Annotated in this window: 23 protein-coding genes; 10 read left to right on the top strand and 13 right to left on the bottom strand. The window is 73.3% G+C overall.

Features of this window, described 5'->3' with window-relative positions:
• Both AB0J97_RS45335 and AB0J97_RS45330 read right to left on the bottom strand, forming a co-directional pair.
• Positions 1-252 (bottom strand): RICIN domain-containing protein (locus AB0J97_RS45335; RefSeq protein WP_364101770.1); only part of this gene is annotated, 252 nt, incomplete at its 3' end.
• A gap of 112 nt (positions 253-364) precedes the next feature.
• Positions 365-1,288: a hypothetical protein gene (locus AB0J97_RS45330; protein WP_364101767.1), complete on the bottom strand. Its 924-nt coding sequence runs from the start codon at positions 1,286-1,288 to the stop codon at positions 365-367.
• A gap of 219 nt (positions 1,289-1,507) precedes the next feature.
• On the opposite strand from AB0J97_RS45330, the gene AB0J97_RS45325 reads away from it, so the two are divergent.
• Entirely contained in the window at positions 1,508-5,041 is a 3,534-nt protein-coding gene (locus AB0J97_RS45325; RefSeq protein ID WP_364101764.1) for a S8 family serine peptidase, read from the top strand.
• A 4-nt stretch (positions 5,042-5,045) separates the two neighbouring features.
• Here the strand turns inward: AB0J97_RS45325 and AB0J97_RS45320 are convergent, their stop codons facing one another.
• The 8 genes from AB0J97_RS45320 to AB0J97_RS45285 are packed head-to-tail and all read right to left on the bottom strand — an operon-like array spanning position 5,046 to position 9,988.
• Positions 5,046-6,008 (bottom strand): helix-turn-helix domain-containing protein, encoded by a 963-nt coding sequence (locus tag AB0J97_RS45320; RefSeq protein ID WP_357707671.1) that lies wholly within the window; start codon positions 6,006-6,008, stop codon positions 5,046-5,048.
• 56 nt (positions 6,009-6,064) lie between these two features.
• Positions 6,065-7,060 (bottom strand): hypothetical protein, encoded by a 996-nt coding sequence (locus AB0J97_RS45315; RefSeq protein WP_364101761.1) that lies wholly within the window; start codon positions 7,058-7,060, stop codon positions 6,065-6,067.
• A 17-nt stretch (positions 7,061-7,077) separates the two neighbouring features.
• The gene (locus AB0J97_RS45310) at positions 7,078-7,470 is read right to left on the bottom strand and encodes a MauE/DoxX family redox-associated membrane protein (protein ID WP_357707673.1); all 393 of its coding nucleotides are present in this window, start codon (positions 7,468-7,470) and stop codon (positions 7,078-7,080) included.
• A gap of 4 nt (positions 7,471-7,474) precedes the next feature.
• Positions 7,475-8,017, bottom strand: coding sequence for a hypothetical protein (locus AB0J97_RS45305; protein WP_364101757.1), 543 nt, complete (start codon positions 8,015-8,017; stop codon positions 7,475-7,477).
• Between the two features lie 18 nt (positions 8,018-8,035).
• On the bottom strand, positions 8,036-8,209 hold the full coding sequence (locus tag AB0J97_RS45300) for a hypothetical protein (RefSeq protein WP_189650821.1): 174 nt from the start codon (positions 8,207-8,209) through the stop codon (positions 8,036-8,038).
• 9 nt (positions 8,210-8,218) lie between these two features.
• The gene (locus AB0J97_RS45295) at positions 8,219-8,731 is read right to left on the bottom strand and encodes a hypothetical protein (RefSeq protein ID WP_357707676.1); all 513 of its coding nucleotides are present in this window, start codon (positions 8,729-8,731) and stop codon (positions 8,219-8,221) included.
• Entirely contained in the window at positions 8,728-9,228 is a 501-nt protein-coding gene (locus AB0J97_RS45290; protein ID WP_357707677.1) for a hypothetical protein, read from the bottom strand. Before AB0J97_RS45290 ends, AB0J97_RS45295 begins: the two co-directional genes overlap by 4 nt.
• Before the next feature lie 10 nt (positions 9,229-9,238).
• Positions 9,239-9,988 (bottom strand): hypothetical protein, encoded by a 750-nt coding sequence (locus AB0J97_RS45285; RefSeq protein WP_357707678.1) that lies wholly within the window; start codon positions 9,986-9,988, stop codon positions 9,239-9,241.
• Positions 9,989-10,413: 425 nt separating this feature from the next.
• On the opposite strand from AB0J97_RS45285, the gene AB0J97_RS45280 reads away from it, so the two are divergent.
• The 5 genes from AB0J97_RS45280 to AB0J97_RS45260 all read left to right on the top strand — a co-directional run bounded on the left by AB0J97_RS45280 (position 10,414) and on the right by AB0J97_RS45260 (position 14,360).
• Positions 10,414-11,175 carry an SAM-dependent methyltransferase gene (locus AB0J97_RS45280; RefSeq protein WP_364101751.1) on the top strand — a complete coding sequence of 254 codons (762 nt, stop codon included), beginning with the start codon at positions 10,414-10,416 and terminating at the stop codon, positions 11,173-11,175.
• A gap of 10 nt (positions 11,176-11,185) precedes the next feature.
• A complete protein-coding gene (locus tag AB0J97_RS45275) occupies positions 11,186-12,367 on the top strand; it encodes an acetate kinase (RefSeq protein WP_364101748.1) in 1,182 nt (393 codons plus the stop codon).
• A gap of 118 nt (positions 12,368-12,485) precedes the next feature.
• Positions 12,486-13,343: a universal stress protein gene (locus AB0J97_RS45270; RefSeq protein ID WP_364101745.1), complete on the top strand. Its 858-nt coding sequence runs from the start codon at positions 12,486-12,488 to the stop codon at positions 13,341-13,343.
• Positions 13,340-13,840 carry a CBS domain-containing protein gene (locus AB0J97_RS45265; RefSeq protein ID WP_364101742.1) on the top strand — a complete coding sequence of 167 codons (501 nt, stop codon included), beginning with the start codon at positions 13,340-13,342 and terminating at the stop codon, positions 13,838-13,840. Before AB0J97_RS45270 ends, AB0J97_RS45265 begins: the two co-directional genes overlap by 4 nt.
• Position 13,841: 1 nt before the next feature.
• A complete protein-coding gene (locus tag AB0J97_RS45260; protein ID WP_357707683.1) occupies positions 13,842-14,360 on the top strand; it encodes a flavodoxin domain-containing protein in 519 nt (172 codons plus the stop codon).
• A gap of 19 nt (positions 14,361-14,379) precedes the next feature.
• On the opposite strand, the gene AB0J97_RS45255 is transcribed toward AB0J97_RS45260, so the two are convergent.
• Complete coding sequence (locus tag AB0J97_RS45255; RefSeq protein ID WP_364101738.1) at positions 14,380-16,902, bottom strand: cation-transporting P-type ATPase; 2,523 nt, start codon at positions 16,900-16,902, stop codon at positions 14,380-14,382.
• A 211-nt stretch (positions 16,903-17,113) separates the two neighbouring features.
• Here AB0J97_RS45255 and mgtA point away from each other — a divergent pair, with 211 nt between their 5' ends.
• Together mgtA and AB0J97_RS45245 are read left to right on the top strand one after the other, a co-directional pair.
• Positions 17,114-19,843 (top strand): magnesium-translocating P-type ATPase, encoded by a 2,730-nt coding sequence (gene mgtA, locus AB0J97_RS45250; protein WP_364101735.1) that lies wholly within the window; start codon positions 17,114-17,116, stop codon positions 19,841-19,843.
• A 13-nt stretch (positions 19,844-19,856) separates the two neighbouring features.
• A complete protein-coding gene (locus AB0J97_RS45245) occupies positions 19,857-20,573 on the top strand; it encodes a universal stress protein (RefSeq protein ID WP_364101732.1) in 717 nt (238 codons plus the stop codon).
• A 1-nt stretch (position 20,574) separates the two neighbouring features.
• Here the strand turns inward: AB0J97_RS45245 and AB0J97_RS45240 are convergent, their stop codons facing one another.
• Positions 20,575-21,402, bottom strand: a complete 828-nt coding sequence (locus tag AB0J97_RS45240) for a universal stress protein (RefSeq protein ID WP_357707688.1) — start codon at positions 21,400-21,402, stop codon at positions 20,575-20,577.
• 20 nt (positions 21,403-21,422) lie between these two features.
• Positions 21,423-22,328 carry a universal stress protein gene (locus AB0J97_RS45235; protein WP_357707689.1) on the bottom strand — a complete coding sequence of 302 codons (906 nt, stop codon included), beginning with the start codon at positions 22,326-22,328 and terminating at the stop codon, positions 21,423-21,425.
• A gap of 205 nt (positions 22,329-22,533) precedes the next feature.
• Here AB0J97_RS45235 and AB0J97_RS45230 point away from each other — a divergent pair, with 205 nt between their 5' ends.
• A complete protein-coding gene (locus AB0J97_RS45230; RefSeq protein WP_364101728.1) occupies positions 22,534-23,382 on the top strand; it encodes a universal stress protein in 849 nt (282 codons plus the stop codon).
• The coding region (locus AB0J97_RS45225; protein WP_364101725.1) for a universal stress protein at positions 23,379-23,721 on the top strand (343 nt) is incomplete at its 3' end. The genes AB0J97_RS45230 and AB0J97_RS45225, both read left to right, overlap by 4 nt.

Here is a 23,721-nt window from a genome sequence, read left to right as displayed (position 1 = left end):
TTCGCGTCCGGTGCCGATGGTGTCCTCGACCTTGATGTGGCCGTTCTGGACGACCCACTTCTGGTTGGGGTGGTCGAGGCAGGTCCACAGGCGGACGACGGTGTTGTCGGCGCGGCTGTTGGTGGCGTCGAGGCACACCGGTGGGCCGGCCTGGGCGGCGTGAGCCGTGGAGGCGGCGGCCGGGGCGACGGCCACGGCCACCACGGCGACTGCGGACGTGGCCAGAAGGCGGGCGAGGGGGCTGACGGGCATGGGGACTCCTCCACGTTTGCGGGCCGGTAGTGCATACACAAAGTAGGCGTGCGATTACCGAGAGCGACCTATCGAGAAGGTGACGCCTTCCTGGCCCGTTGAGGCGGCGACGTCAGGAGAACCAGCTGCCGCCGAGCTCCTGGATGGTCCTGCTGCCCTTGGGGACGAGCAGCGCCTCGCTCAGTACGTTGTTGACGCTCTTGGCGTCGTTGAGCAGCGCGAAGAGGAAGAACATGCCGCCGTCCGCCGATCGGAAGCCGAAGACGGAGCCGTGGCCGGCGAAACCGACGTACATCCCCTTGTTGACCCGGGGGAACGCCTGGCGGCTGTAGCTGTTCCTGGCCAGGCGGTAGCCGGAGTCGCCTTCCTTCTTCTTCTCGCCGTTCCAGAAGTTCCGGTACTCCTCGGCCACGGCGCCCGCCACGGCGTCGTCCATGTCGGTGACGTACCCGTCGGCGTCGAGCAGCGGCCTGGGCATCCGCTGCCCCCAGTGCAGCGGCGTCACGACGGCCAGCCTGAAGGACTGCCCGGGGGAGCGGAAGAACGCGAGCACGTGCGGGCGGCTGTGGCCCTTGGTGTCCTTGTAGGTGGCCTGCGCGATGAACCAGTCACCGGCCGAGGGCTGCCGCTCCGGCCTGGGCAGGTAGATCGCCGGGGTGCCGGCCGGGTTGATCGGCTTGTGCGCCGGCCGCCATCCGAGGTCCTCCCGGCTGCGTTCGAGCACGCCCTCGTACAGGGCGCCCTCCATGAACAGCGCGTCGAGCCGGGCGTTCGACCGCCACCACTTGCGCTTCCCGAGCGTCGCGTTGTACGTGCCCAGCCACGTCCGCAGCGCCTGGCGGGCCTGGGGGACGGTGAGGGCGGCCCTGGTCGCGGAGGGGGTGGGGCTGCCGCTCACGGAAGGGGCGGCGCTCGGCGTCGGGGCCGGTGAGGCAGCGGGCGGCGGCGTGGGGGCGGGCCGGAGCGGCAGTCCGGGGATCGCGCCGCAGCCGGCCAGGCTCAGGACGAGAGCCACGATCAGCGGTATTGCGCGCACCGAGAATGCCCCCAAGACAGTGCAAAGACACGACAACGAGAACATATCGGAAATGCCGGGCAGGACGTTCGGGGCCGCCCGGGTCAAGGTCCGGCGGGAGGTGTCCGGTGTCGTGATCGCGACATGGCGGACAAACGGCACGTCCGACACCTGGCGCGCCGGGCACCCCGTCACCCACTCTCGTGTGCACTAGTTGTTGCTACGAGAGGTTTCACCCCCATGCACTGGTCCGCCCATGTGACGGTGGCAGGAGTCACCACCGCAGCCCTGCTGAGCTCCCCGTTATCCGCGGCCGCGGCCGCGCCCGAGCCCGCCGGCGGGAGCGTCCACCGCGTCACGCTGATCACCGGGGACGTGGTGACCGTCAGGGAGGCCGAGGCGGGCCGGCGCGCGGTCGAGGTGAAGCCCGGGCCGGGCCGGGAACGCATGGCGTTCAGCACCACCGAGGAGAACGGTGAGCTGCGGGTCCTGCCCAGCGACATCGTCCCCTTCCTGGCGGCCAAGCGGCTGGACCCGAGCCTGTTCTCGGTCACCCGGCTGATCGCCCAGGGGTACGACGACGCGAAGACGGACAAGCTGCCGCTGCTGTTCCTCTACGACGGCTCCGCGCCCAAGACCGCGACCGCGCCCGAGCTGGAGAGCGTCAACGGCCGGGCCGTCGCCGCCGACAAGCGCACGATCGGGCAGTTGTGGAAGTCGCTCGACGAGCCGCGGGCCACCCTGTCGCAGGGCGTGACGAAGATCTGGCTGGACGCCAAGGTCAAGGCCACGCTCGACCACAGCGTGCCGCAGGTGGGCGCGCCGGAGGCGTGGCAGGCCGGGTTCGACGGCAAGGGAGTCAAGGTCGCCGTGCTGGACACCGGCGTCGACGCCACCCACCCCGACCTGGCCGGACGCGTCAAGCAGAGCAAGGTGTTCACCGGCGAGCCGAGCGTCCAGGACGGCAACGGGCACGGCACGCACGTGGCCGCCACCATCGCGGGCGGCGACGGCAGGAAGGGCGTCGCCCCCGGCGCCGAGCTGATGGTCGGCAAGGTGCTCGGCGACGACGGCTCGGGCATGTTGTCCGGCGTCATCGAGGGCATGGAGTGGGCCGCCGCCGAAGGCGCGTCGGTGATCAACATGAGCCTCGGCGGCGGCGCGACCGACGGCACCGACCCGCTCAGCCTCGCCGTCGACACCCTCACCGAGCGCACCGGCGTGCTGTTCGTGGTCGCGGCGGGCAACGACGGCGCGGCCTACTCCATCGGCACGCCCGGCGCGGCGACCTCGGCGCTGACCGTCGGCGCGGTCGACGGCAAGGACGCGCTCGCGGAGTTCTCCAGCCGGGGCCCGCGCCTGGACGACGCGCCCAAGCCCGACCTCACCGCCCCCGGCGTGGCCATCGTCGCGGCCCGCGCGGCGGGCACCAGCATGGGCGAGCCGGTGGACGAGCGTTACACGGCCGCCTCCGGCACCTCGATGGCCACGCCGCACGTGGCCGGGGCCGCCGCGATCGTCAAGCAGCGCCACCCCGACTGGACGGCCAGGCAGATCAAGGACGCGCTGGTCGGCTCGGCCAAGCCCATCGCGGGCCAGCCGATCGACGACGCCGGCGCCGGCCGCCTGGACGTGGCCCGCGCGGTGCGCCAGGGCGTGACCGCGACCGGCGTGGTCGACCTCGGCAAGCACCAGCAGGGCGACGGCCCGGCCACGGCCGGGGGCACGATCACGTACACCAACGGCACGGCCGCGCCGGTCACGCTGGAGCTGGCCGCCACCCTCGAAGGGGCCGAGCTCAGCGCCAGGTCCGTGACGGTCGCGGCGGGCGGCACCGCCGACGTCAAGGTCACGGTGAACCTGGCGGCGCTCTCCTTCGGCCGGTACGGCGGGCTGGTCACCGCCACGGCGGGCGCGGAGCAGGTGCACACCACGCTGGCGCTGACCTGGAAGGGACCGCAGCACAAGGTCCGCTTCACCGCCATCGACGCCGCGGGCAACCGGACCGGCGCCGACACTCTGTCGATGTTCGGCGCGTCGCAGCTGGACGACGTCTTCACCTGGCTGCCCGAGGACGGGCTGACGGTGGAGGTGTCCGAGGGCACGTACATGACGCAGTCGCTCAACCTGGGCAGCGGCTGGGGCCGGATGCACCCGCGTGACGGCATGGTCGTCATCCCCGAGCTCAAGGTCGACCGCGACCTGGACGTGGTGCTCGACTTCCGCAAGACCACCCCGGTGACCATCAGGACGAAGGAACCCGCCGAGCAGGTGGGCATCTACACCTACTTCACCTATCGCGCGTTCGGCTCGCGCAAGATCTCCCAGGGCGTCATGAACTTCGACGTCATCGAGGGGCTCAACGTCTCGCCGACCCAGCCGGTACGTGACGGGTCGTTCGAGTTCGCCTCGCGCTGGCAGCTCGTCGCGCCGAAGCTCACCGCCCGGGTGCCCGGTGCGGAGTCGTTCCCGATGGGGTTCCTGGGCAGGTCGCCGGGCGTGGACGGGCGGCACATGTGGCGGCTCTCCGACGGGGCGGCCGGGTCCAAGGGCAAGGCCGCCGTCATCCGCAGCGAGGACATCGACTGGGCCGACCCGTCCGGGGCCGCGATCAAGGCGGGTGCGGCCGCCGTGGTCCTGGTGCTGCCCCCCGACGACGCGTTCGGGCACGGGTGGCGGCCGCTCGGCGCCGACCTGCCGATCCCGGCGCTGGTGGTCGCGAACGACGACGGGCGGCGGATGCTGGAGCGGATGACGAAGGGCAACGCCAAGCTGGAGGTCACCGGGCAGATGGACTCGCCCTACCTCTACGACGTCATGCAGGTCTCCGAGGGACGCGTGCCGGACAAGATCGTGTATGAGGTGAGCGACCGAAACACCGCCCGTGTCGACACGACGTATGCCGACAACGGGGGCTTCGCCTGGGCCAAGGAGCAGCGCTTCGGCTGGCGGCCCTGGCAGTCGTACTCGCTCGGCCAGCAGATGGAGACCCAGCGGATCGTCAAGACCCCGCTGCGCCGCACCGAGTACGTCAGCGCCAACGGCTCCTACTGGCAGCACCTCGTCAACCACCAGTACGTCTGGGACGACATGGGCCGGCTGCTCGACGGCATGACCGAGCAGCCGCGCACGTACCAGCCGGGCGCGCGGACCGGCGAGAGCTGGCACGCCCCGGTGGTCCGCCCGGCGATCCCCGCCTGGCTCAAGCCCTCCACCCGCGAGGGCGACACGATGGACCTCCGGATCCCCGAGTTCGTGGACTCCTCCGGGCACGTCTCCCGTGCGGGTGTCGACAACGACACCGCGTCGGCCCGGTTCTACCGGGACGGCAAGCTGGTGGCGGAGGGTGACGCCGCCTGGGGCGCGTTCCCCGCCGCGCCGCAGGAGGCCGCCTACCGGCTGGAGCTGTCCACCAGGCGCACCTCGGAGGAGTGGACCGCGGCGACCGCGACCGAGACGGCGTGGACGTTCCGCTCCAAGCCGGGCGACGGGGTGCTGCCGCTGCTGCAGATCGACTACGACGTGCGTCCGGAGCGCCCCGGTCTGGTGGGCTTCGCCGTACGGCATCAGGAGGGCGTCAGCGGAGCGCGCGCGAAGGAACTGAAGCTGGAGCTGTCGTACGACGACGGCGCGACGTGGCGGGCGCAGCCGGTGGTCGCGCTCGGCGGCGGACGCTACACCGCGGTCGTCCTGCGTCAGCACCCGTCGCTGCGGGTCACCGCCACCGACTCGGCCGGCAACTCGGTCCGCCAGACGGTGATCAAGGCCTACTGATCGGTCAGAGCCAGTTCTCGCGGGCGGCGTGCCAGGCCAGTTGCATCCGGGTCTGCGCACCCGCCCGCTCCATCAGGTAGGCGATCCTCCGTTGCACCGTACGCTGCGAGATCTTGAGCTGGGTGGCGATCGACTTGTCCGGAACGCCGGCGACCAGCAGCGACAGCAGGTAGAGATGGTCGGCGTCGAGCGGGCTGCCCGGGTTGGTGAGGCTGATCGGCGTGGCCCGCTCCCACAGGCTCTCGAACAGGGCCTTGAGGGCATCGAGCAGGCTGCTGGGCCTGATCAGCGCGGCGGTGAGCTGGGTCAGGCCGTCGGTGTGCTGGATGAGCGGGAGCACCCCGAGCTCGCCGTCCGCGATGATCATCCGTACCGGCAGGACGGGCAGCGCGCGGGCCTGCTCGCCCAGCGTGATGCCGTCGGCGAGGTTGACCAGCATGCCGGGCTCCTCCAGCAACGCCCCTTCGTAGATGACGCGGAAGCCGACGCCGCGCCGCAGCGCCGCCAGCTCCTCGGTGTTCTCCTGCGAGGTCATCGCCACGTGCCCGGCCCGGCAGAGGCTGAGCACCTCGTGGCGGGCGCCGTCCTGGAGCAGGCGGAGCTGCTCGCGCAGGGCCGTACGGCTGGTGATCACCTCGATGAGCTGCGCCGCCTCGCGGCGCCGCGCGTGCGCGAGATACTCTCCCGTGAGCTGCTCCATGACGTGGCGCGCCCGGTCGATCTCGGCCTGCCGCCGGTGCAGCCGGGCCGCGAGCGCGACGTCGGGCGCGACCGCCGTGAACCGGCCCGGATCTCCCGGCACGGCCCGCGCCAGCCCCTTGGCCAGCAGCGAGCCGAGCGCCTGCCGCGCGACCTCGACCGCCACGCCCAGCTCCTCAGCCAGGGCGTCGGACTCGACCTCGGTGGTCCTGACCAGCAGCCGGTAGGCGGCTTCCTCCTCCGCGCCCAGCCCCGCCGCGCTCAGCATGTGCCGCTCACGACCCGATCCCGATTCACCCGGCCATTGTAGGGAGCAGCCGCCGGCTAGTGGCGGGCTCCTCCCGGCAGGACGACGGCCGCCAGGCCCGGGACGTCGAACAGCGGACGGCGGCCCGAAGGGGAGACGGCCTCCAGCTTCTGCCGCCCACGGGCCTGGTCCTGGGGAACCTGGACGACGGCGAAGCCGCCGTCCACCGGTCCGACCGGGAACTGGCCGGACGGCAGCGGCAGGCGGCCCACCTGCCTGCCCGTGACGTCGAACTCCAGGACCGCGATCCGGTCGCCGGAGTACTCCAGGGTGTAGACGCGCTCGCCGCGCACCTGGACGGTCAACCCGTGGTCCGCGTCGGCGAGCACTCCCGCCCCGGACGTCAGGGTGAGGGCACGGCCGGTGTCCGCCTGCGTCAGCGTGACGCGTTTGAGCGGCCGCCTGTCGTGACGGGCGACGTCGAGGAGGAGCGGCTCGCCGGAGGGCAGCAGGCCGACCGGCTCCTGCCCGCGCGGCAGGTCCAGCGCGCCGGCGCGGCCGCCGGGGAACTCCAGCGCCTGATACGAACGCACGTCCCCGCTGGCGTGGTACCCGACGATCAGCCGCCGGGAGTCCGCGGACCAGGCCCATGGGCTGTACGCGCTGTCCGCGTCGCCGCCGGTCGGCGGTTCGAGTCTGTGCACCGCGCCGCCCAGCAGGTCCCTGACCTCGTACCCGCCGTCGGCGGGCCGTCCGAGCCAGCGGCCGTCGGGGGAGAGCGTGAGGTTGCCCGGCGGGCTGACGGTCCGCTCGCCCAGCAGGTACTGCCGGCCGTCCGCGAGCAGCAGGAAGGTGGGGCACCGCGACGGGCAGGCGGTGTACACCAAGGCGCCCCGGCCGACCGGGCCGGTGGAGGGCAGCGTCGGCGCCTGGGCGGGCGGCTCGACGGCGTACGCCGGTGACGCCACGATCACCGCGGCGTCCGGCTCGGCGGGGGAACGCGCCTGGCAGGCGGCGACCCCGCCGACGATCATCATGAGGGCGGCCGAGGCCCCGCCGAGAGCCCGGTTCATGAGCGCACACCTCCGCCTCAGACCGCGGCACCCCACAGTGCCAGCCCCAGCAGCAGGACCAGGGCGGCCCTGCCGAACGTGCGGGCCGAGGCCCGCTCCGCCGAGCCGAAGCACAGGCAGGGAGCCGCCTGTTCGCCCATGACCAGGAGATACGTCTGGGCCGCCGTGAACGACAGGCCCAGGCACGTCCCCGCCACGCCCACGACCAGGTCGTCGGCGAGGAAGGAGAAGGCGGCCAGCGCGGCGAGCGCCTCCACGGTCACCACCGTGAAGGCGCCCACCTGGGCGGTCCGTCCATGCAGCCCGAAGGTCGCCAGGCTGCTCCGGAAGGCGCCGAAGTCGCGCGCCTTCCCGAGCACCGCCAGCGCCAGGACGACGCCCAGCCCGTAGCGGGCGACGAAGGCGATCACCCGGTCACCCGATCACCAGCAACGCCATCATGGGCAGCGCGAGAACGACGAACAGGACCTTCATCTTCGGCAGCGTGAAGGAGAACGCCGTGTCCGCCTGCATCCTGTCCCGCGCCAGGGCGAAGGTCAGGAGCATCATCGCCCGCGCCGCCGCGAAGCCGACGCCCGCGAGGAGCGCCTCCTCCCAGGACGCCAGGAACAGGATCGCGACCGCCATGATGTGCGGCAGCCCCGTCGGAGAGTACGTGCGCATCCCCGTGCCCATCTCGGCGCCGAACTGCACGGCGCCCCAGAAGGGAATTCTGGTGACGAACTGCGGCACGAGCCGCGCGTTCTGGAGCAAGGGGAAGGACAACACGTCCAGCTCGCGCAGCAGGAAGATCACCGCGGTCACGGCGACCAGGATCTGCAGAACCACTGCCGGGAACGGAGCCCGCAGCACGGAGCCGAGGACCACCAGCACGAACGTGACGGCGCCCGCTCCCACGAACAATCCGGCGATGAAGCCGGCGACATCAGCACCCCGCCGGACCGACGAGGACAGCACCCAGGCGCTGTTCAGGCTTCAAACGGAGCCCGAGAGGGAGAAGCCGGCGACGAGGGCGGCCACCAGCCAGGTGAAGCCCTTCGTGTCCCCGCCCGCAACCCTCGAATACAGCACCAGGGCCTCCGCCGCCGCGATCAGTGCCAGACCGGGCACCAGCAGGCGGACGGACGTTCTGGTGGCGGAGTCGCTCATGGACCCGGGTCAGATGGCCGTGCGGCAGATGGAGAAGCGGGAGACGTTGCCGCCGCCGCAGTCGTGGTACTCGTACCAGCCGTCGGAGCACATGCGGCGGGTGCTGGTGGTGCCGCCGCCGTACCACTTCCAGGCGTTGTTGCCGTCACAGCTGGAGGGGTTGTGGGTGTACCGGAGGTTGTAGCAGGTGCCGGACGCGCCGTCGTTGCGGTGCCACGAGCCGGAGCAGTTGCCCGAGTAGAGCGCGGACGAGGGCACGCAGACGGAACCGGCGTCGGCGAAGCCGTGGCAGGTCTCCCACACGGCGTAGGCGGCGGCCGTCGCGCCGCGCGGCTTCGACCAGGGCAGCAGGTCGAGAACGCCCAGCCCCGTCGCCACCGCGGCGCCGGTGGCCAGGCCGAGCACGCGCCGCCTGCTCCAGCCTTCCCGCTTGGCGCCGACGAGCGTCGGCAACGCCTGCTCGGGCATCTCCTCGGCGCTGGGTATCTGGTCGAGTATCGAGGTCCGCTTCTCTGCCTTCACAGCTTCACTTCCTTCTTGTTCGCTACCGCTCGCTCGACGATCTCCGTGAGCGCCTCTCCCGACCCCACCGGGGCCGTGAACACCGCGACGCCGTTCTCGTCCACGACGAGCAGGGCCGGGGCGTACGGCACGCTCGTCGCGCGCCAGATGGCCGGGTCCTTGATGACCCGGATGGAGTCGGGAAGGGACTTGTCAAACCCGGGGTCGTCGGACAACACGGTGAACGACAGGTCCGAGGGAAGGCCGGCCGCCATCGCGGCGGCAGCAAGCAGGACGTCGTCGCAGATGGGGCAGCGACGGTTGACCTTGATCACCATGGTCGTGGCACCGGGGACGGCCAGCGCGTTCGCCCGGGCCTCGGGGCCCGCGGCGGCGAAGCGTACGCCGACGCCGTTGTAGGTCGCCAGTTCGAGTTCGCGTACCCGGCGGTAGAGTCCGGCGCCCGCCGCGAACAGCAGGGCGACCAGGACGGCCAGGATGATGACCACTGCGGTCATCGGTTCCACGTCAGGCCCGCCACTCGACGCGCTTGACCTTGTTCAGGAAGTCGGCGGCGGTCTCGGGGGTGCCCGCCGCGGCGCGGGCGGCCAGCCCGGCCTTGTTGTAGCTCGGGGCGTTCCAGGGGTGCAGGGTGACGATCGCGGTGTCGGTGACCAGCAGGAACGGCGTCGCCTGGTCCGTGGGAGGCGCGGGCAGCCGCCACAGCTCACCCGAGGGCGCGCCGAAGCCCCGCCACTTGGGGATCCGGTTGATCCCCGCCTGCTTCGGCTCGACCGTCATGGTCCCGACGCCCGCGATCGAGATCGCGTAGAGCTCCATGGAGACGTCGAAACGCCGGCCTCCGTCGGTCGTCATGCCCTCGGGGGTGTCGTGCCACGCCACGCGGCTGAACATGTCGACGATGTCGGCCGACTCCCACTCGGGGGCGTAGAAGAGCCCGTGGGCCATGTGCCACGGGCCGAGCCAGGCCGCCCACCTGGCGTCGGACGGGTCCTCGCAGTCGTAGACGACGACCTCTCCGCCGGCCAGCGAGAAGCGCTCACGCTCTCGCCCGCGGACCGAGTTGACGCCTGCCGTCAGGGAGGACAGGGGAGCCAGTTCGAGTCCCCAGGTTTCCGCGGTTGTCTTCCGCGCCCCGTACTTGGGGGTGTAGCGGACGTGACCGGTCCAGGAGGCCAGCGAGGCGGCCTCGGAGTCCTCGACTTCGAGATGGAGGAAGGCGTTCTTGACGGTCCGGAAAGAGGATAAATGCGCCATTAAGCCCTAGCCTTTCATGGCAGTTCGCGGGGCCGCGCTTGATCATTCGGAGCGAAGCCTTACATGCGCGATCACCCGGGTCAATAGACAAGATCGCCTCGCTTTTCCGCCGGAGAATTCGGAACGTTCCCAAGGCGGGAGGCCGGTCGGGCGGGCTCGGAAAAGACGGCCTGACCAGCACCGGAAGGCCGTTCATTGAATGGTCATACCAAGTTCACCGGCCTCTCGCGGGCGGCCCGGCGTGATCCCTTCTCGCCGGACGGACCGCGTCCGTGTGATCATGGACTTGGGTTCGGCTCTTCCGGAAATAGTTGAAATGACAGCCATTCCTCCCATGACCGGAATCCGGCCTCGTTCTGGCGCCGTGCGCACCGGGAATCAGCCGGGCACGCGTGACCCGTCCCCCCGTCCACGAAGGGAATTCCATGACCGTCGACGATCGGGCTCCCAGTTCCGCCCGCATCTACAACTACCTGCTGGGCGGTACCGACAACCATCCGGTGGACCGGCAGGCGGCCGAGGCGTTCAAGACGCGGCTGCCCACGATCGAGGCCGCCGCCCGGGCCAACCGCGGCTTCGTCCTGCGGGCCGCCCGCGCGATGGCCGAGGCCGGCGTCCGGCAGTTCCTCGACATCGGGTGCGGCCTGCCGATCGAGCCGAGCGTCCACGGCGTGGTCCGCGAGGTCCACCCGGACGCCCGGGTCGTCCGCGTCGACAACGACCCCGAGATCGCCCCCGCGCGGCAGGCTCTCGCGGACGCGCCCACCGTCTTCGGCGACCTGCGCGACCCCGCCGCGATCCTGAACGATCCGGTCGTGACCGGGCTCGTCGACTTCGGCGAGCCCGTGGGCGTCATCACCGTCGCCGTCTGGCACTTCGTCCCCGAGGACGAGGCGGTCGAGTACGCGGCGACCCTGCGTGCGGGTCTCGCGTCCGGCAGCCATCTGGCGATCAGCCATGTCTGCGCGGACACCGTCCCGGAGCCCGCCCAGGGAGCGGGGAAGGCCGTCTACGCGCGGACGGCCAACCCGGTGCGTGCGCGCACGGAGGCCGAGATCCGGGCCTTCTTCGACGGGTTCACCCTCCTCGACCCCGGGCTGGTGCCGCTGGGCGACTGGCGGCCGTACGACGGCGACCCCTATCCCGAGCACGCCACCGAGTCCCTCGCCGGAGTCGGCCGGAAATAGGCTCAGGGACATGGCCGACCCCATTCTCGTGCTGAACACGGGATCCTCCTCCATCAAGTACGAACTCGTGGACCCGCACACCCGTACGCGCGCCGCCAGAGGGCTGGTCGAGCGAGTCGGGGAGGAACGCGGACGGCTCACGCACCGCAACGGGCAAGGCCCGCCGTACGTCCTGGAGCGTTCCTTCCCCGGCCACGCCGAGGGGCTGGAGGCGATGCTGGAGGCGTTCGCCGCCGCGGGCCCCGACCTGGCTCCGACCGCGGTCGGGCACCGGGTGGTGCACGGCGGCACCCGGTTCGCCGCGGCCACGCGCATCGACGACGAGGTCATCGCCGCCATCGAGGAACTGGCCCCGCTCGCCCCCCTTCACAATCCGATCAACCTGACCGGCATCCGGCTGGCGCTCAAGGTGTTCCCCGACGTGCCGCAGGTGGCCGTGTTCGACACCGCGTTCCACCGGACGCTGCCGCCCGAGGCGTACACGTACGCGGTGCCGCGCGAGTGGCGTGAGCAGGGCGTGCGGCGTTTCGGCTTCCACGGCACCTCGTGCGCGTACGTCTCCCGCCGCGCGGCCGCCGTGCTGGGCCGCGACCTCGCCGGCCTCAACCTGATCGTGCTCCACCTGGGCAACGGCGCCAGCGTCACCGCCGTCTCCGGCGGGCGCAGCGTCGACACGTCCATGGGCATGACGCCGCTGGAAGGGCTGGTCATGGGCACCCGATCCGGCGACGTGGACCCGGCCCTGGCCGCCTACCTCGCCCGTACCGGGGGCCTGGACGCCCAGCAGGTGGAGCACGCGCTCAGCCACCGGGGCGGCCTGCTCGCGCTCACCGGGTCCGGCGACATGCGCGAGGTGCGCGCCCGCGACGACGACGAGTCCCGGCTGGCCCTGGAGATCTACGCCCGGCGGATCCGCAAGTACGTCGGCGCCTACCACGCGCTGCTCGGCTGCCGGGTGGACGCGATCGTGTTCACCGGCGGCGTCGGCGAGCACGACGCCGCCACCCGGGCCGCCTCCCTGGCCGGGCTCGACCGGCTCGGCATCGCCGTGGACCCCGCGCTCAACGCGGCGGGCTCGGCCGGTGAGCGCGCGGTGTCCGTCCCCGGCGCCGAGGTGCCCGTCCTGGTCATCCCCACCGACGAGGAGTGGGAGATCGCCCACCAGACGTTCGCGCGGCTGACCTCGTCCTGACGACGGGCGCTCGGCCGAAGGACCAATGGCCCTGCCGTCCGGGACTTCCTCCTCCGGCGCCGCGCCGCCGCCCGTACGAGGGTGGCGGTGAGAGCTTCGACCGGTGAAGGAGATGCTGATGAGCACTCACGTCGTCGTCGGTGTGGACGGGTCCGTCCCGGCGACCGAAGCGGTGGAATGGGCGGCCGCCGACGCGCGGCGGCGCGGCCTGGACCTGCGTCTCGTGCACGTGGGCCCGCAATGGCTGCACGAGGGGGACGCCGGGCACTGCGCCCGCGCGCTGGAGGAGGCCGCCGGCCGGGCCCGCGCGGTGGCGGACGGCGTCAAGGTGACGACGGAGGTGCTGTCCGGGAACGTGGTCGAGGAGCTGATCCGCGAGTCGGCGGCGGCCGACGCCCTGGTACTGGGCAGCCGGGGGCTCGGCGGGTTCGCCGGGATGATGGTCGGTTCGGTGAGCCTGGCGGTGGCCGGGCACGCGGCGGGGCCGGTCGTCGTCGTCCGCACGGCCGGGGCGGCCGGGGCGGCCGGGGCGTCCGGGCACGGCACGGTGGTGGTGGGCCACGACGGCTCGGACGACTCGCGGGCGGCCATGGAGTACGCCGTCGAGCAGGCCAGGGCCCGCCACGCGCGGCTCCATGTGGTCTCGGCCTGGCAGCTGCCGGTGTTCTCGCCGTACGCCGTCGCCTACAGCGGCCTGGTCGAGGACGTGGTGCGCGAGGAGCAGGCGGCGGCGCGCGAGCGCGTGACGCCCTGGCGGCAGGCCAACCCCGACCTGGTGATCACCGACGAGCAGCCGTGCGCGCACCCGGTCTCGGCCCTGATGGACGCGGCCGCGACGGCCGACCTGGTCGTGGTGGGCTCGCGCGGCCGGGGCGGGTTCGCCTCCGCCGTGCTCGGCTCGGTCGGCCACGGCGTGCTGCACCACGTGACCTGCCCGGTCGCGGTGGTCCGCCCTCGCCAGGAAGACCGGGCATGAACAGCCTGACGACGGCGGGACAGGTCATGAGCCGCGTCCTGGTGGCCGTCGAACCCCAGGAGTCCCCGCTGATGGCGTGGGAGCTGATGCGCCGGGCCGGCGTGCACCACCTGCCGGTCGTCGACGGAGGGCACCTGCTGGGCATCCTGACGCGTGAGCAACTGGCCGCGTCCTGGTCCGGCGGGCCGCAGGAGCAGGCCGGGCGCGAGGTGCGGGAGCTCCTGGGCGGCGTCCGTACGCCCAGGGTCGGGCCGGGCACCCCGCTGGGCAGGGTCGCGGCCGTCATGCTCGACGCCGACGTGGACGCGGTGCCCGTGCTGTCCGACGACGGCCTGGTCGGCCTGATCACCGCCCGGGACGTCCTGGCCGCGGTCGCCGGACGGATCGAGCCGCCGCACGAGCCGACCGAGGTGATGACCGGGATGTTCCACCTCGAACCGATCCTGCCGGAACGGCGGGAATCGTGCCGGTCGTCGAAGAGCTGGCGGGAGGCGTGAGATGAAGGCCCTGGTCGTCTACGAGTCCATGTACGGCAACACCGAGCGGATCGCCCAGGCCGTGGCCGAGGGGCTGGCCACCCGGATGCGGGCCGAGGTGGCGGAGGTCGGCTCGGCCCCCGGGCACGTGGGCGGCGAGGTCGCGCTGCTGGTGGTGGGCGGGCCGACGCACGCCTTCTCCATGAGCCGCGCCTCCACCCGCGACTCGGCCGCCCAGCAGGCGGGCGGGCCGCTGGTGTCGCGCGGCAGGGGCGTGCGGGAGTGGCTGGCCACGCTGAGCACGTCGTCGGCCGGGCTCTGCTCGGCGGCGTTCGACACCCGCGTGGCCAGACCCCGGCTGCCGGGCTCGGCGGGCCGGGCGGTGGCCAAGCGGCTGCGCCGCCTCGGGGTCCGGCTCGTCGTGCCGCCGCGCGGCTTCTACGTGGCCGGCACGCAGGGGCCGCTGGTGCCGGGGGAGCTGGAGCGGGCCAGGCAGTGGGGCGAGAGCCTGGCCGCGTCCGTCCGGGTCCCGGCCTCCTGACCAGCCGCCGGGCGCCGGGTCACCGGCGCGGCGCCGCCCCGGGCGTCGGGGACGGGTGCAGGATGCGGTCCAGGCGGGCGGCGGCGTACCCGAGCGTGGACAGCGCGAGGACGATCAGCAGGTCACCCGGCGGCAGCGGCCGGGTGCCGAGCAGCTCGCGCAGCGGCGGCAGGTAGATCCCGGCCAGTTGCAGGACGAGCGCGCCCGCCACGGCGAGCAGCAGCATCGGGTTGGCCAGCGTGCCGGGCCGGGTCCGGGTGCCCAGCGCCACGCCGAGCTGGGTGGCGCCGAGCGCGAAGAAGGCCATGCTCTGCCAGTGCCGCCCGGTCAGCGACCCCCAGACGGCCACGCCCAGCGTGACGGCGGTGAGCACGACGGCGATGCGCACGACCCGCTGCCACAGGCCCGCCCCCATGATGCTCTGGCCGGGTGGCCTGGGCGGCTGCGACATGGTTCCCGGTACGGTCGGCTCCCCGCCCAGCGCCACGCCGGGCAGGCCGTGGGTGAGCAGGTTGATCCAGAGGATCTGGGCGGGCAGCAGCGGGAGCGGCAGCCCCACGAACGGGCCCAGCACCATCACCGCGATCTCGGCCGTGCCGCCCGACAGGCCGTAGACCAGGAAACGGCGGATGTTGGCGTAGACCCGGCGGCCCTCCTCGACGGCCGCGACGACGGTGTCCAGGTTGTCGTCGGCGAGCACGAGGTCGGCGGCCTGCCGGGCGACCTCGGTGCCACGTTTGCCCATGGCCACCCCGATGTCGGCGCGGCGCAGCGCCGGGCCGTCGTTGACGCCGTCGCCGGTCATCGCCAGGACCTCGCCCCGGCCGCGCAGGCCCTCGATGATGTCGAGCTTCTGCTCGGGAGTGGCCCGCGCGTAGACGCCGGCCGGGCCCGCGGCGAGCGCGCCGGGCTCGCGGCAGTCGACCACCCGCTCGGCGGGGCCGATGATGCCCAGGTCGACGGCGACGGCGCGGGCGGTGCCGGGATGGTCGCCGGTGATGAGGACGGGCCTGATGCCGGCCCGTTCGCAGTCGGCCACGGCCGCCGCCGCGGCGGGGCGCGGCGGGTCCAGGATCGCGACCAGCCCGAGCAGCGACAGCCCCTCCTCCCGGACGGGGTGGGGGAGGGCGTCCAGGTCGGCGCTCGCGACCGCCAGCACGCGGTAGCCGTCCCGGGCGTACCGGTCGGCGCGTTCGGCGGCGCTCGCCCGTGACGCCGGATCGTCGGCCAGCACGTCCGGGCGCAGCAGCGCTTCCGGGGCGCCCTTGCAGATCAGGCGGACGCCTCCCTGCGGCAGCAGGTGCGCCGTGCTCATCCGCTTGCGGTCGCTGTCGAAGGGCAGCTCGGCGACTCTGGGGAGACGTTCCTGGAGGCGCTCGCGGTCGAGGCCGAGGCGGGCGGCGGCGGCCAGCAGCGCGGCCTCGGTGGGGTCGCCCAGCGCCGTCCACTCCTCGCCCGCCTCCTGGGGTGGGCGCAGGCGCGCGTCGTTGCACAGCGCCGCGGCGCTCAGCAGCTCGGCGAAGGCGCCGGGGTCCCGGTCGGTGACGAGTTCGCCGTCGGGCGCGTAGCCGGAACCGGTGACGGCGGCCTCCGCCGCCGGGGTCCACACGTGCCGGGCGACCATCCGGCCCTCGGTGAGGGTGCCCGTCTTGTCGGTGGCGAGCACGGTCACCGAGCCCAGCGTCTCGACGGCGGGCAGGTTGCGGACGAGCGCGTCGCGGGCCGCCATCCGGCGGGCGCCCAGGGCCAGGCTCAGGGTCACCACCGCGGGCAGCGACTCGGGCACGGCGGCGACCACCAGGCTGATCGCGGTCACCACCATCAGCTCGACCGGCTGGCCGCGTACCAGGCCCAGGACCAGCACCAGCGCCGACAGCAGCACCGCCACCCCGGCCAGCAGCCGTCCGACCCCGGCCAGGCGGCGTTGCAGCGGCGTGAGGCCGGCCCCCTTGACCATGAGCGCCGCGATGCGGCCGCTGGCGCTCGCCGCGCCGATCGCGGTGACCACCGCCCGGCCCCTGCCGCGGGCCACGACGGTTCCCGAGGAGACCGCCGCGCCGGCGATCTTGTCCACCGGGACCGACTCGCCCGTCAGGGCCGACTCGTCGACCAGCAGCGCCGCCGACTCCACCACCTCGGCGTCGGCCGGGACGATGTCGCCCTCGGCGAGCACCAGGAGATCTCCCACCACGACGTCGCCCGCGGGGATCTGCCGCTGGTGGCCGTCCCGTACGACGCGCGTCTCGGGGGTGGCGAGCTCGGCCAGGGCCGTGATGGCGTGGTCGGCGCGCACCTCCTGCGTCACGCCGACGGCGGTGTTGACCACGATCACCAGCGCGATCACCGCGGCGTCGGTCCAGTCGCCGGTGCTGATCGTCAGCGCCGCCGCGACCAGCAGCACGATGATGAGCGGATCCCTGAGCTGCGTGACGACGCGCCGCCACAAGGGGGTGGGCGGTTTGCGCGGCAGCAGGTTGGGGCCGTCGCGTTCCAGGCGGACGGCCGCCTCCGCCGACGACAGGCCAGAGGACGAGGGCGTCACGTGGGTGTCCTTCCTGCCCGCCGTGGCCTACGGGTCGGCGGAGTCGCTGCAAGGTGTCTCAGGATCTAGTCTTCGCCCTGGTCAGGGCCGTAAACGTGCCGGTCCGGCGGGGCGGCGCCGCGTTGGCGTCGGCGTTGGACGGGTTTGCCGTTGTCTTGGGCGAGGGCCTGGTAACCCAGAACCAGGAGGAGACGAGCGGGAAGACCGGAACATGAACGGGAAGGACGCGCTGGACGTCACGGCCGCGGCCGGGCTCCCGGTCGAGGAGGTCGTGGCCCGGCTGGACGGCACGACCGGCGGCCTGACCCAGGCCGAGGCGGAGCGCCGCCTGGCGGTGGTGGGCCCCAACTCCCTGCGCACCCACCGGGCCAGGCGCGTCGCGGTGCTGGCCCGCCAGCTGCGCTCGCCCCTGCTGATCCTGCTGGCCGTCACCGCCGCCGCGTCGTTCTTCCTCGGCGAGTCGTCGGACGCGCTGATCATCGGCGTGATCCTGGCGGTCTCGGTCGGGCTGGGCTTCTTCAACGAGTACCGGGCGGAGAAGGCGGCCGAGGCGCTGCACACCCAGATCCGGCACCGCTGCCTGACCCTGCGGGACGGCCGTCCCCGGCTGGTGGACGTGGTCACGCTGGTCCCGGGCGACGTCGTCACGCTGCGGCTGGGGGACATCGTCCCGGCCGATCTGCGGCTGGTCTCGACGGCGGGGCTGGAGTGCGAGGAGTCGGTGCTTACGGGCGAGTCGCTGCCCGTGGCCAAGGCCGTCCGGCCCGTCGGTCCGGGCACGCCGCTGGCCGAGCTGTCCGCTTGCGCGCTGATGGGCACCGTCGTGCACGCCGGGTCCGGCACCGGCGTGGTGGTGGCCACCGCCGGACGGACCGAGTTCGGGCGCATCGCGCTCCAGCTCGGCGAACGCCATCCGGACACCGAGTTCCAGATCGGGCTGCGCAAGTTCTCCATGCTGCTGGTCCGCGTCGCCGCCGCGCTCACCGCCGGGATCTTCGTCATCAACCTCGTCCTGCACCGCCCGGTGCTGGACGCGCTGCTGTTCTCGCTGGCGATCGCCGTCGGCATCTCCCCCCAGCTCCTGCCCGCCGTCGTCTCGACCAGCCTGGCCGCCGGCACCCACCGGCTGGCTCAGCACCGGGTGCTGGTCAAACGGCTGGTCTGCATCGAGGACCTGGGCGACATCGACGTGTTGTTCACCGACAAGACCGGAACCCTGACCGAGGGCCGGATCAGCTTCATGCGCTCGCTCGGGCCGGACGGCCGGCCCGACGACCAGGTGCTGGAGCTGGGCCTGCTGTGCAACGAGGCCGTCCTCGACGGCCAGGACGGTGAGACGGGCCGCACGGCGAGCGGCAACCCCCTGGACGTCGCCCTGTGGGAGGCGCCCGCCGCCGCCCTCCGACCCGGGCCGACCAGCCGTCGCCTGGCCGTCGTGCCTTTCGACCACGAACGGCGGGCGGCCTCGGTGCTGGTCGAGGACGACGACGGCCGGATGATCATCACCAAGGGCGCCCCGGAGGCCGTGCTGGCGCGCTGCGCCGCCGTCGGCGACCGGGCCGGGGCCGTGCTGGAGGCCGAGTTCGCCGCGGGCAACCGCGTGGTCGCGGTCGCCACCCGGCGGCTGTCCGGCGCCGCCGCCCGCCAGGCGACCCTCACCCCGGCCGACGAGCACGACCTGACCTTCCGCGGCCTGCTGGTCTTCCTCGACCCGCCCAAGGCCGGCGCCTCGCGGGCGCTGGAACGCCTGGCCGGGCTCGGCATCACCGTCAAGGTCCTCACCGGCGACAACCCCGCGGTCGCGGCCAAGCTGTGCGCCGACCTCGGCCTGCCCGGCGGCCGGGTGCTGACCGGGCAGGACGTCGAGGCCGCCGACGACGTCCGGCTGGCCGCGCTCATCGAACAGGCCGTCGTGTTCGCCCGCGTCAGTCCCGAGCACAAGGCGCGGATCGTGCGCGTCCAGCGGCGCAACGGCCTGGACGTGGCCTTCCTCGGCGACGGCGTCAACGACGCCCTCGCGCTGCACGCCGCCGACGTGGGCATCTCCGTCGACGCGGCCACCGACGTCGCCAAGGACGCCGCCGACGTGCTGCTGCTGGAGAAGAACCTCGACATCCTGGCCGACGGCGTCACCCAGGGCCGGCAGATCTTCGCCAACACCATGAAGTACGTCCTGATGGGCACTTCCAGCAACTTCGGCAACATGTTCTCCGCCGCCGCGGCCTCGGCGTTCCTGCCGTTCCTGCCGATGCTGCCCTCCCAGATCCTGCTCAACAACCTGCTCTACGACTCCAGCCAGCTCGCCATCCCCACCGACAACGTCGACCCCGAGCAGCTGCGGCGCCCGTCCCGCTGGGACGTGTCGTTGATCCGGCGGTTCATGCTGTTCTTCGGCCCGATCAGCTCGGTGTTCGACTTCGTCACCTTCGCGGTCATGCTCGGCGTCTTCCACGCCGGGCCGCCGCTGTTCCGCACCGGCTGGTTCGTCGAGTCCCTGGCGACCCAGGTGCTGGTGGTCTTCGCCATCCGGACCAGGCGCGTGCCGTTCTTCCGCAGCCGTCCGAGCGTCCCCCTGCTGATGGCGGCCCTCGGCGTCGTGGCCCTCGGCGCGGTCATCCCGGCCACCCCGCTCGCCGCCGTCCTGGGCTTCCAGCCGCTGCCCGGCCCCTTCTTCGTCGCGCTGGGCCTGATGGTGGCCGCCTATCTGGCCCTCATCGAGTTCGGCAAGCGCCGCTTCTACCGGGCCGCACCGCAGGCCCTCGCCGGTGGCGGGCGTACCGCCGCCCATCGCACGCACCGCAGGGCCCACCGTTTCAGTACGGCCGCCCGCGAGCGGCGCCGGACCCGCGCGGCCGGAAAAGGAGGACCAAGGTCCCGTCAAACAGGGCCGCTCCAGCGTGGTCGGCCGGCTCGCGGGGAGATGAGCCCTGGGGACGACTGAAGGGACCACGGACTTGGATCGCATCGTGCTCGGCTACGACGGCTCGGACTTCTCCGTGCAGGCCCTGGACTGGGCGCTGGACGAGGCCGAGCTCAGGAACCTGCCGCTGACCGTCGTCCACGCCTGGCAATGGCCGTACGGCGACGCGGACGAGGAGGCCAAGGCCCACCTGCGCAAGGCGGCCGAGCACGTCCTGTGGCACGGCGCCGAGTGCGCCCGCTCCACCAGCTCGGGCATCCGCGTGGAGACCGACCTGTACGAGGGCCCGGCCGCCCAGCGCCTGGTGGAGCTCTCCGGCCGGGCCGCGCTCCTCGTGGTCGGCTCCCGGGGGCTGAGCGCGCTGCCCAGGGCGGTGGTCGGCTCGGTGGCCGGGTACGCCGCCGCCCACGCCGAGTGCCCGGTGATCGTCGTACGCGGCCCGGGACCGCTGCCCAAGGCCACCCGGCCGGGCCCGGTCGTCCTGGCCGAGCGGGAGCCCGAGGCGCCGATCGTCGAGTTCGCGTTCGCCGAGGCGGCCCTGCGCGGGCTGTCCCTGGTGGCCTCCGCCGACCTGGGGGAGTGGCCGGCCCGCCACCCGGACGTCCGCATTGAGCCGGGCGAGGCCCACGAGCGGGCCACCCTCGTCGTCGTGGGCCGGCCGCGGGCCGCGCACCTCGGCACCGCGAGTTCCCTCCCGCAGCACGCGCCCTGCCCCGTCGCCGTCGTGCCGGGGGACCACCCCCGGCCGTGAGTCAGCCGGACGGCGACGGCACCACGGCCACCGGGCACACCGCGTGGTGCAGCACGCCGTGGCTGACCGACCCCAGCAGCGCCGAGGCGAACCTGCCCAGGCCACGCGAGCCCACCACGACCAGGTCGGCCGAGGAGGAGGCGTTCCTGAGCGCGGCCACGGGATGGTCGCAGCGCTGGTCGTCGACGATCCGCACGTCCGGGTGCGCCTCCCGCCAGGGAGCCGTCTCCTGGGCGGCGACCCGGGCCCGGTCCTGGAAGTCCTCGTTCAGCATGTTGTAGGCGGCCGCGTACGACGACAGGATCGGCGGCTGCCAGGCGAAGAGCACCAGGAGCTCGGCGTCCTGGGCGCGCGCCTGCGTCACGGCGTACTCCATGGCCGGGCGCGAGTGCGGCCCGTCGTACCCGACCACGACTCTGCCGTGCCGCACGGTGGCGGCCTCGCGGACGACGACGACCGGCCGCGCGGCGTGCCCGGCCAGCGCCAGGCTCGTCGAGCCGAGCACCATGCCGGCGAAGCTGCCCACCCCCCTGCTGCCCACCACCAGGCTGTCGGCCTCGGCCGACTCCCGTACCAGGTCGGCCACCACCGGGCCGGGCAGCATCTCGGTGCCGATCCCGATGCCGGGCGCCAGGCCGCGCGCCCGGTCGGCCGCCGCCTCCAGCATCCCGGCGCAGTACTCGACGATCCCGGCGTCCCGCGACCACTGCTCGCACACGTGCACCAGGCGCAGGTCCAGTGAACGCCTGCGGGCGTCCGCGGCGGCCCACTCGACCGCCGCCAGCGAAGGCGGCGACCCGTCCACCCCCGCGACGATCCGTCCGGCCATCTCGTCCGTCTCCTCTCGTGTCATCCCGGCGGCAGCCGCGGGCTCAGGACGGCCCCGGGGGTCACCGCGACCGGGCACCTGGCCTCCAGCAGCGCGGCCTGCGTCACCGCTCCGAGCAGCAGGCAGGGAGGGGCCTCGTTGCCCCGGTTGCCGAGCACGAGGAGCGTGGCGTCCTTGGAGGCGTCGACCAGGACGCGCTGGGGGCGTTCGGTCAGGAACTCGGTGACCACCGTCACCTCGGTGCGCCTGCGGGCCAGGTGGGAGACGACCTCGCGGAAGCGGTTCTCCGCGCCTCTGCGCAGCGCGTGCGAGTCCACGAAGGGCAGCGGCTCCTGCCAGGACGACGACCCGCAGTCCGCCCAGCAGCACAGGGCGGTGACGGTGCCCTCGCGCAGGGCGGCCTCGTCCAGGGCGAGGTCGAAGGCCGCCAGGCTGGCGGGTGAGCCGTCGAGGCCGACCACGATCCTGACGTCCTGCCGGGTGGGCGGTTGGAGGGGCGGCCGTACGACCACGACCGGCGTGACGCTGTGCGCGGGCACCTGGACGGCGGCCGACCCCACCTGAAGGCCCTCGAACCCGCCCTGCCCGCGGGATCCGAGCACGGTCAGCTCGGCGTCCCGCGCGGCCTCCAGCAGCACCGCCGAGGGGGTGCCCCGCCCCAGCAGCGGCTGGATGTCCAGCTCCGGGGCCAGCTCCCTGGCCCGCCGGACGCCTTCGTCCACGACGCCGAGGGCCATCGGCTCGATGTGCTCCATGATCTCCTGGGCGACGGGCCTGGGGGCGTAGGGCCAGTGCAGGGCGTGGCAGACGAGGACGGGCAGCCCGCGCAGCCGCGCGTCGGCGACCGCCCAGTGCAACGCGTGCCGGCTCTCGATCGAGTCGTCGTAGCCGACGAGCACGGGCCGGCCGGCGCGTTCGTCGATCAATGCCGCCTCCGGGAGGTGATTCGTCCGGGTACCTGCGCGGATGAGCCTTCCCGGGGCCCGCGCGATGAGCCCCACAGGGGAGGAAACTCTTGGCCTAACCTGCTTGCCCGTCATGCGGTTCCTCCCGAAACTTGACGTCTTTTGAGGTTTTTGCTGCTTTCCGTCCCTTATAGGAGGGAATGCGGATATTGACGGCGAAGGAGGGATGATGCGCGGACGGATCGTGGCCGCGGTGGACGGCTCCGCGTCATCGACCGCCGCGGTGGAATGGGCCGCCGGCGACGCCCAGCGCAGAGGGCTCCCGCTACGCGTCGTGCACGTCTGTGAACAGTGGGCGCTCGGCGTGGACGACGCCCGGTACTGCGCGGGCGTGCTGGAGGCCGCCGCCGACCGGGCCCGCGCGATCAGCGGGGACGTCGAGGTCCGCGCCGAGATGCTGGCGGGCAACGTGATCGACGTGCTGATCCGCGAATCGGCCGACGCCGACAGCCTGGTGCTGGGCAGCAGGGGCATGGGCGGGTTCGCCGGCATGGTGCTCGGATCGGTCGGCAGGGCCGTGGCCGGGCATGCCGCGGGCACCGTCGTGGTCGTCCGCGGGGTCGTCGCCGTCCGGCACGACCTGGTGGTGGCCGGTGACGACGGCTCGGCGGGGTCGCGCCAGGCCATGGCGTACGCCGTCGAGCAGGCCCGTGCGCGCCGCGCCCGCCTGCACGTGGTCTACGCCTGGCAGACGCCCGCGGTGTCGCCGTACTGGGCGGCCTACAGCCATCTGCTGGCCGACTCCTTCCAGGAGGAGTCGAGGTCGGCCCGCGCGCGGGTGATCCCCTGGAGGAACGAGAACCCCGACGTCGAGATCACCGACGAGCAGGTGCGGAGCCATCCCGTGGCCGCGCTCGCCGAGGCCGCCGCCGCCGCGGACCTCGTCGTGGTCGGCTCGCGCGGACGGGGCGGCTTCTCCTCCGCGGTGCTCGGCTCCGTCAGCCACGGCGTGCTGCACCACGCGGCCTGCCCGGTGGCGGTGGTGCGGCCGCATGCGGAGGAGGAGGCGTCGTGACCGGTCTGATCGTGGTGGGGGCCGACGGTTCGGCCCCCGGCGCCGCGGCGGTCGAATGGGCCGCCGACGACGCGGCCCGCACGGGCGCCGAACTGCGGATCGTGCACGCCCTGGACCGGCAGCCGTACGCCGTCACCAGGTTCCCCGACTACGGCCAGGGCAACTACCTGCTGGTGGCGGCGTCCAGGGTGCTGGAGGCCGCGGAGGCGGTCGCGCGCGCCCGTCAGCCGTCGCTCCGGACGCGCGCCGAGGTCGTCGAGGGGACGCCCGCCGCCGTGCTCCAGGAGCAGGCGCGGCAGGCCGACGAGCTGGTCATCGGCAACCGGGGGCTGGGCGGGT

Origin of the sequence: Nonomuraea sp. NPDC049607 (genome assembly GCF_040675375.1) — a bacterium.
Taxonomy (GTDB): Bacteria; Actinomycetota; Actinomycetes; order Streptosporangiales; family Streptosporangiaceae; genus Nonomuraea.
The sequence above is the reverse complement of the archived record's forward strand: the minus strand, read 5'-3'. Positions and strand labels throughout refer to the sequence as shown.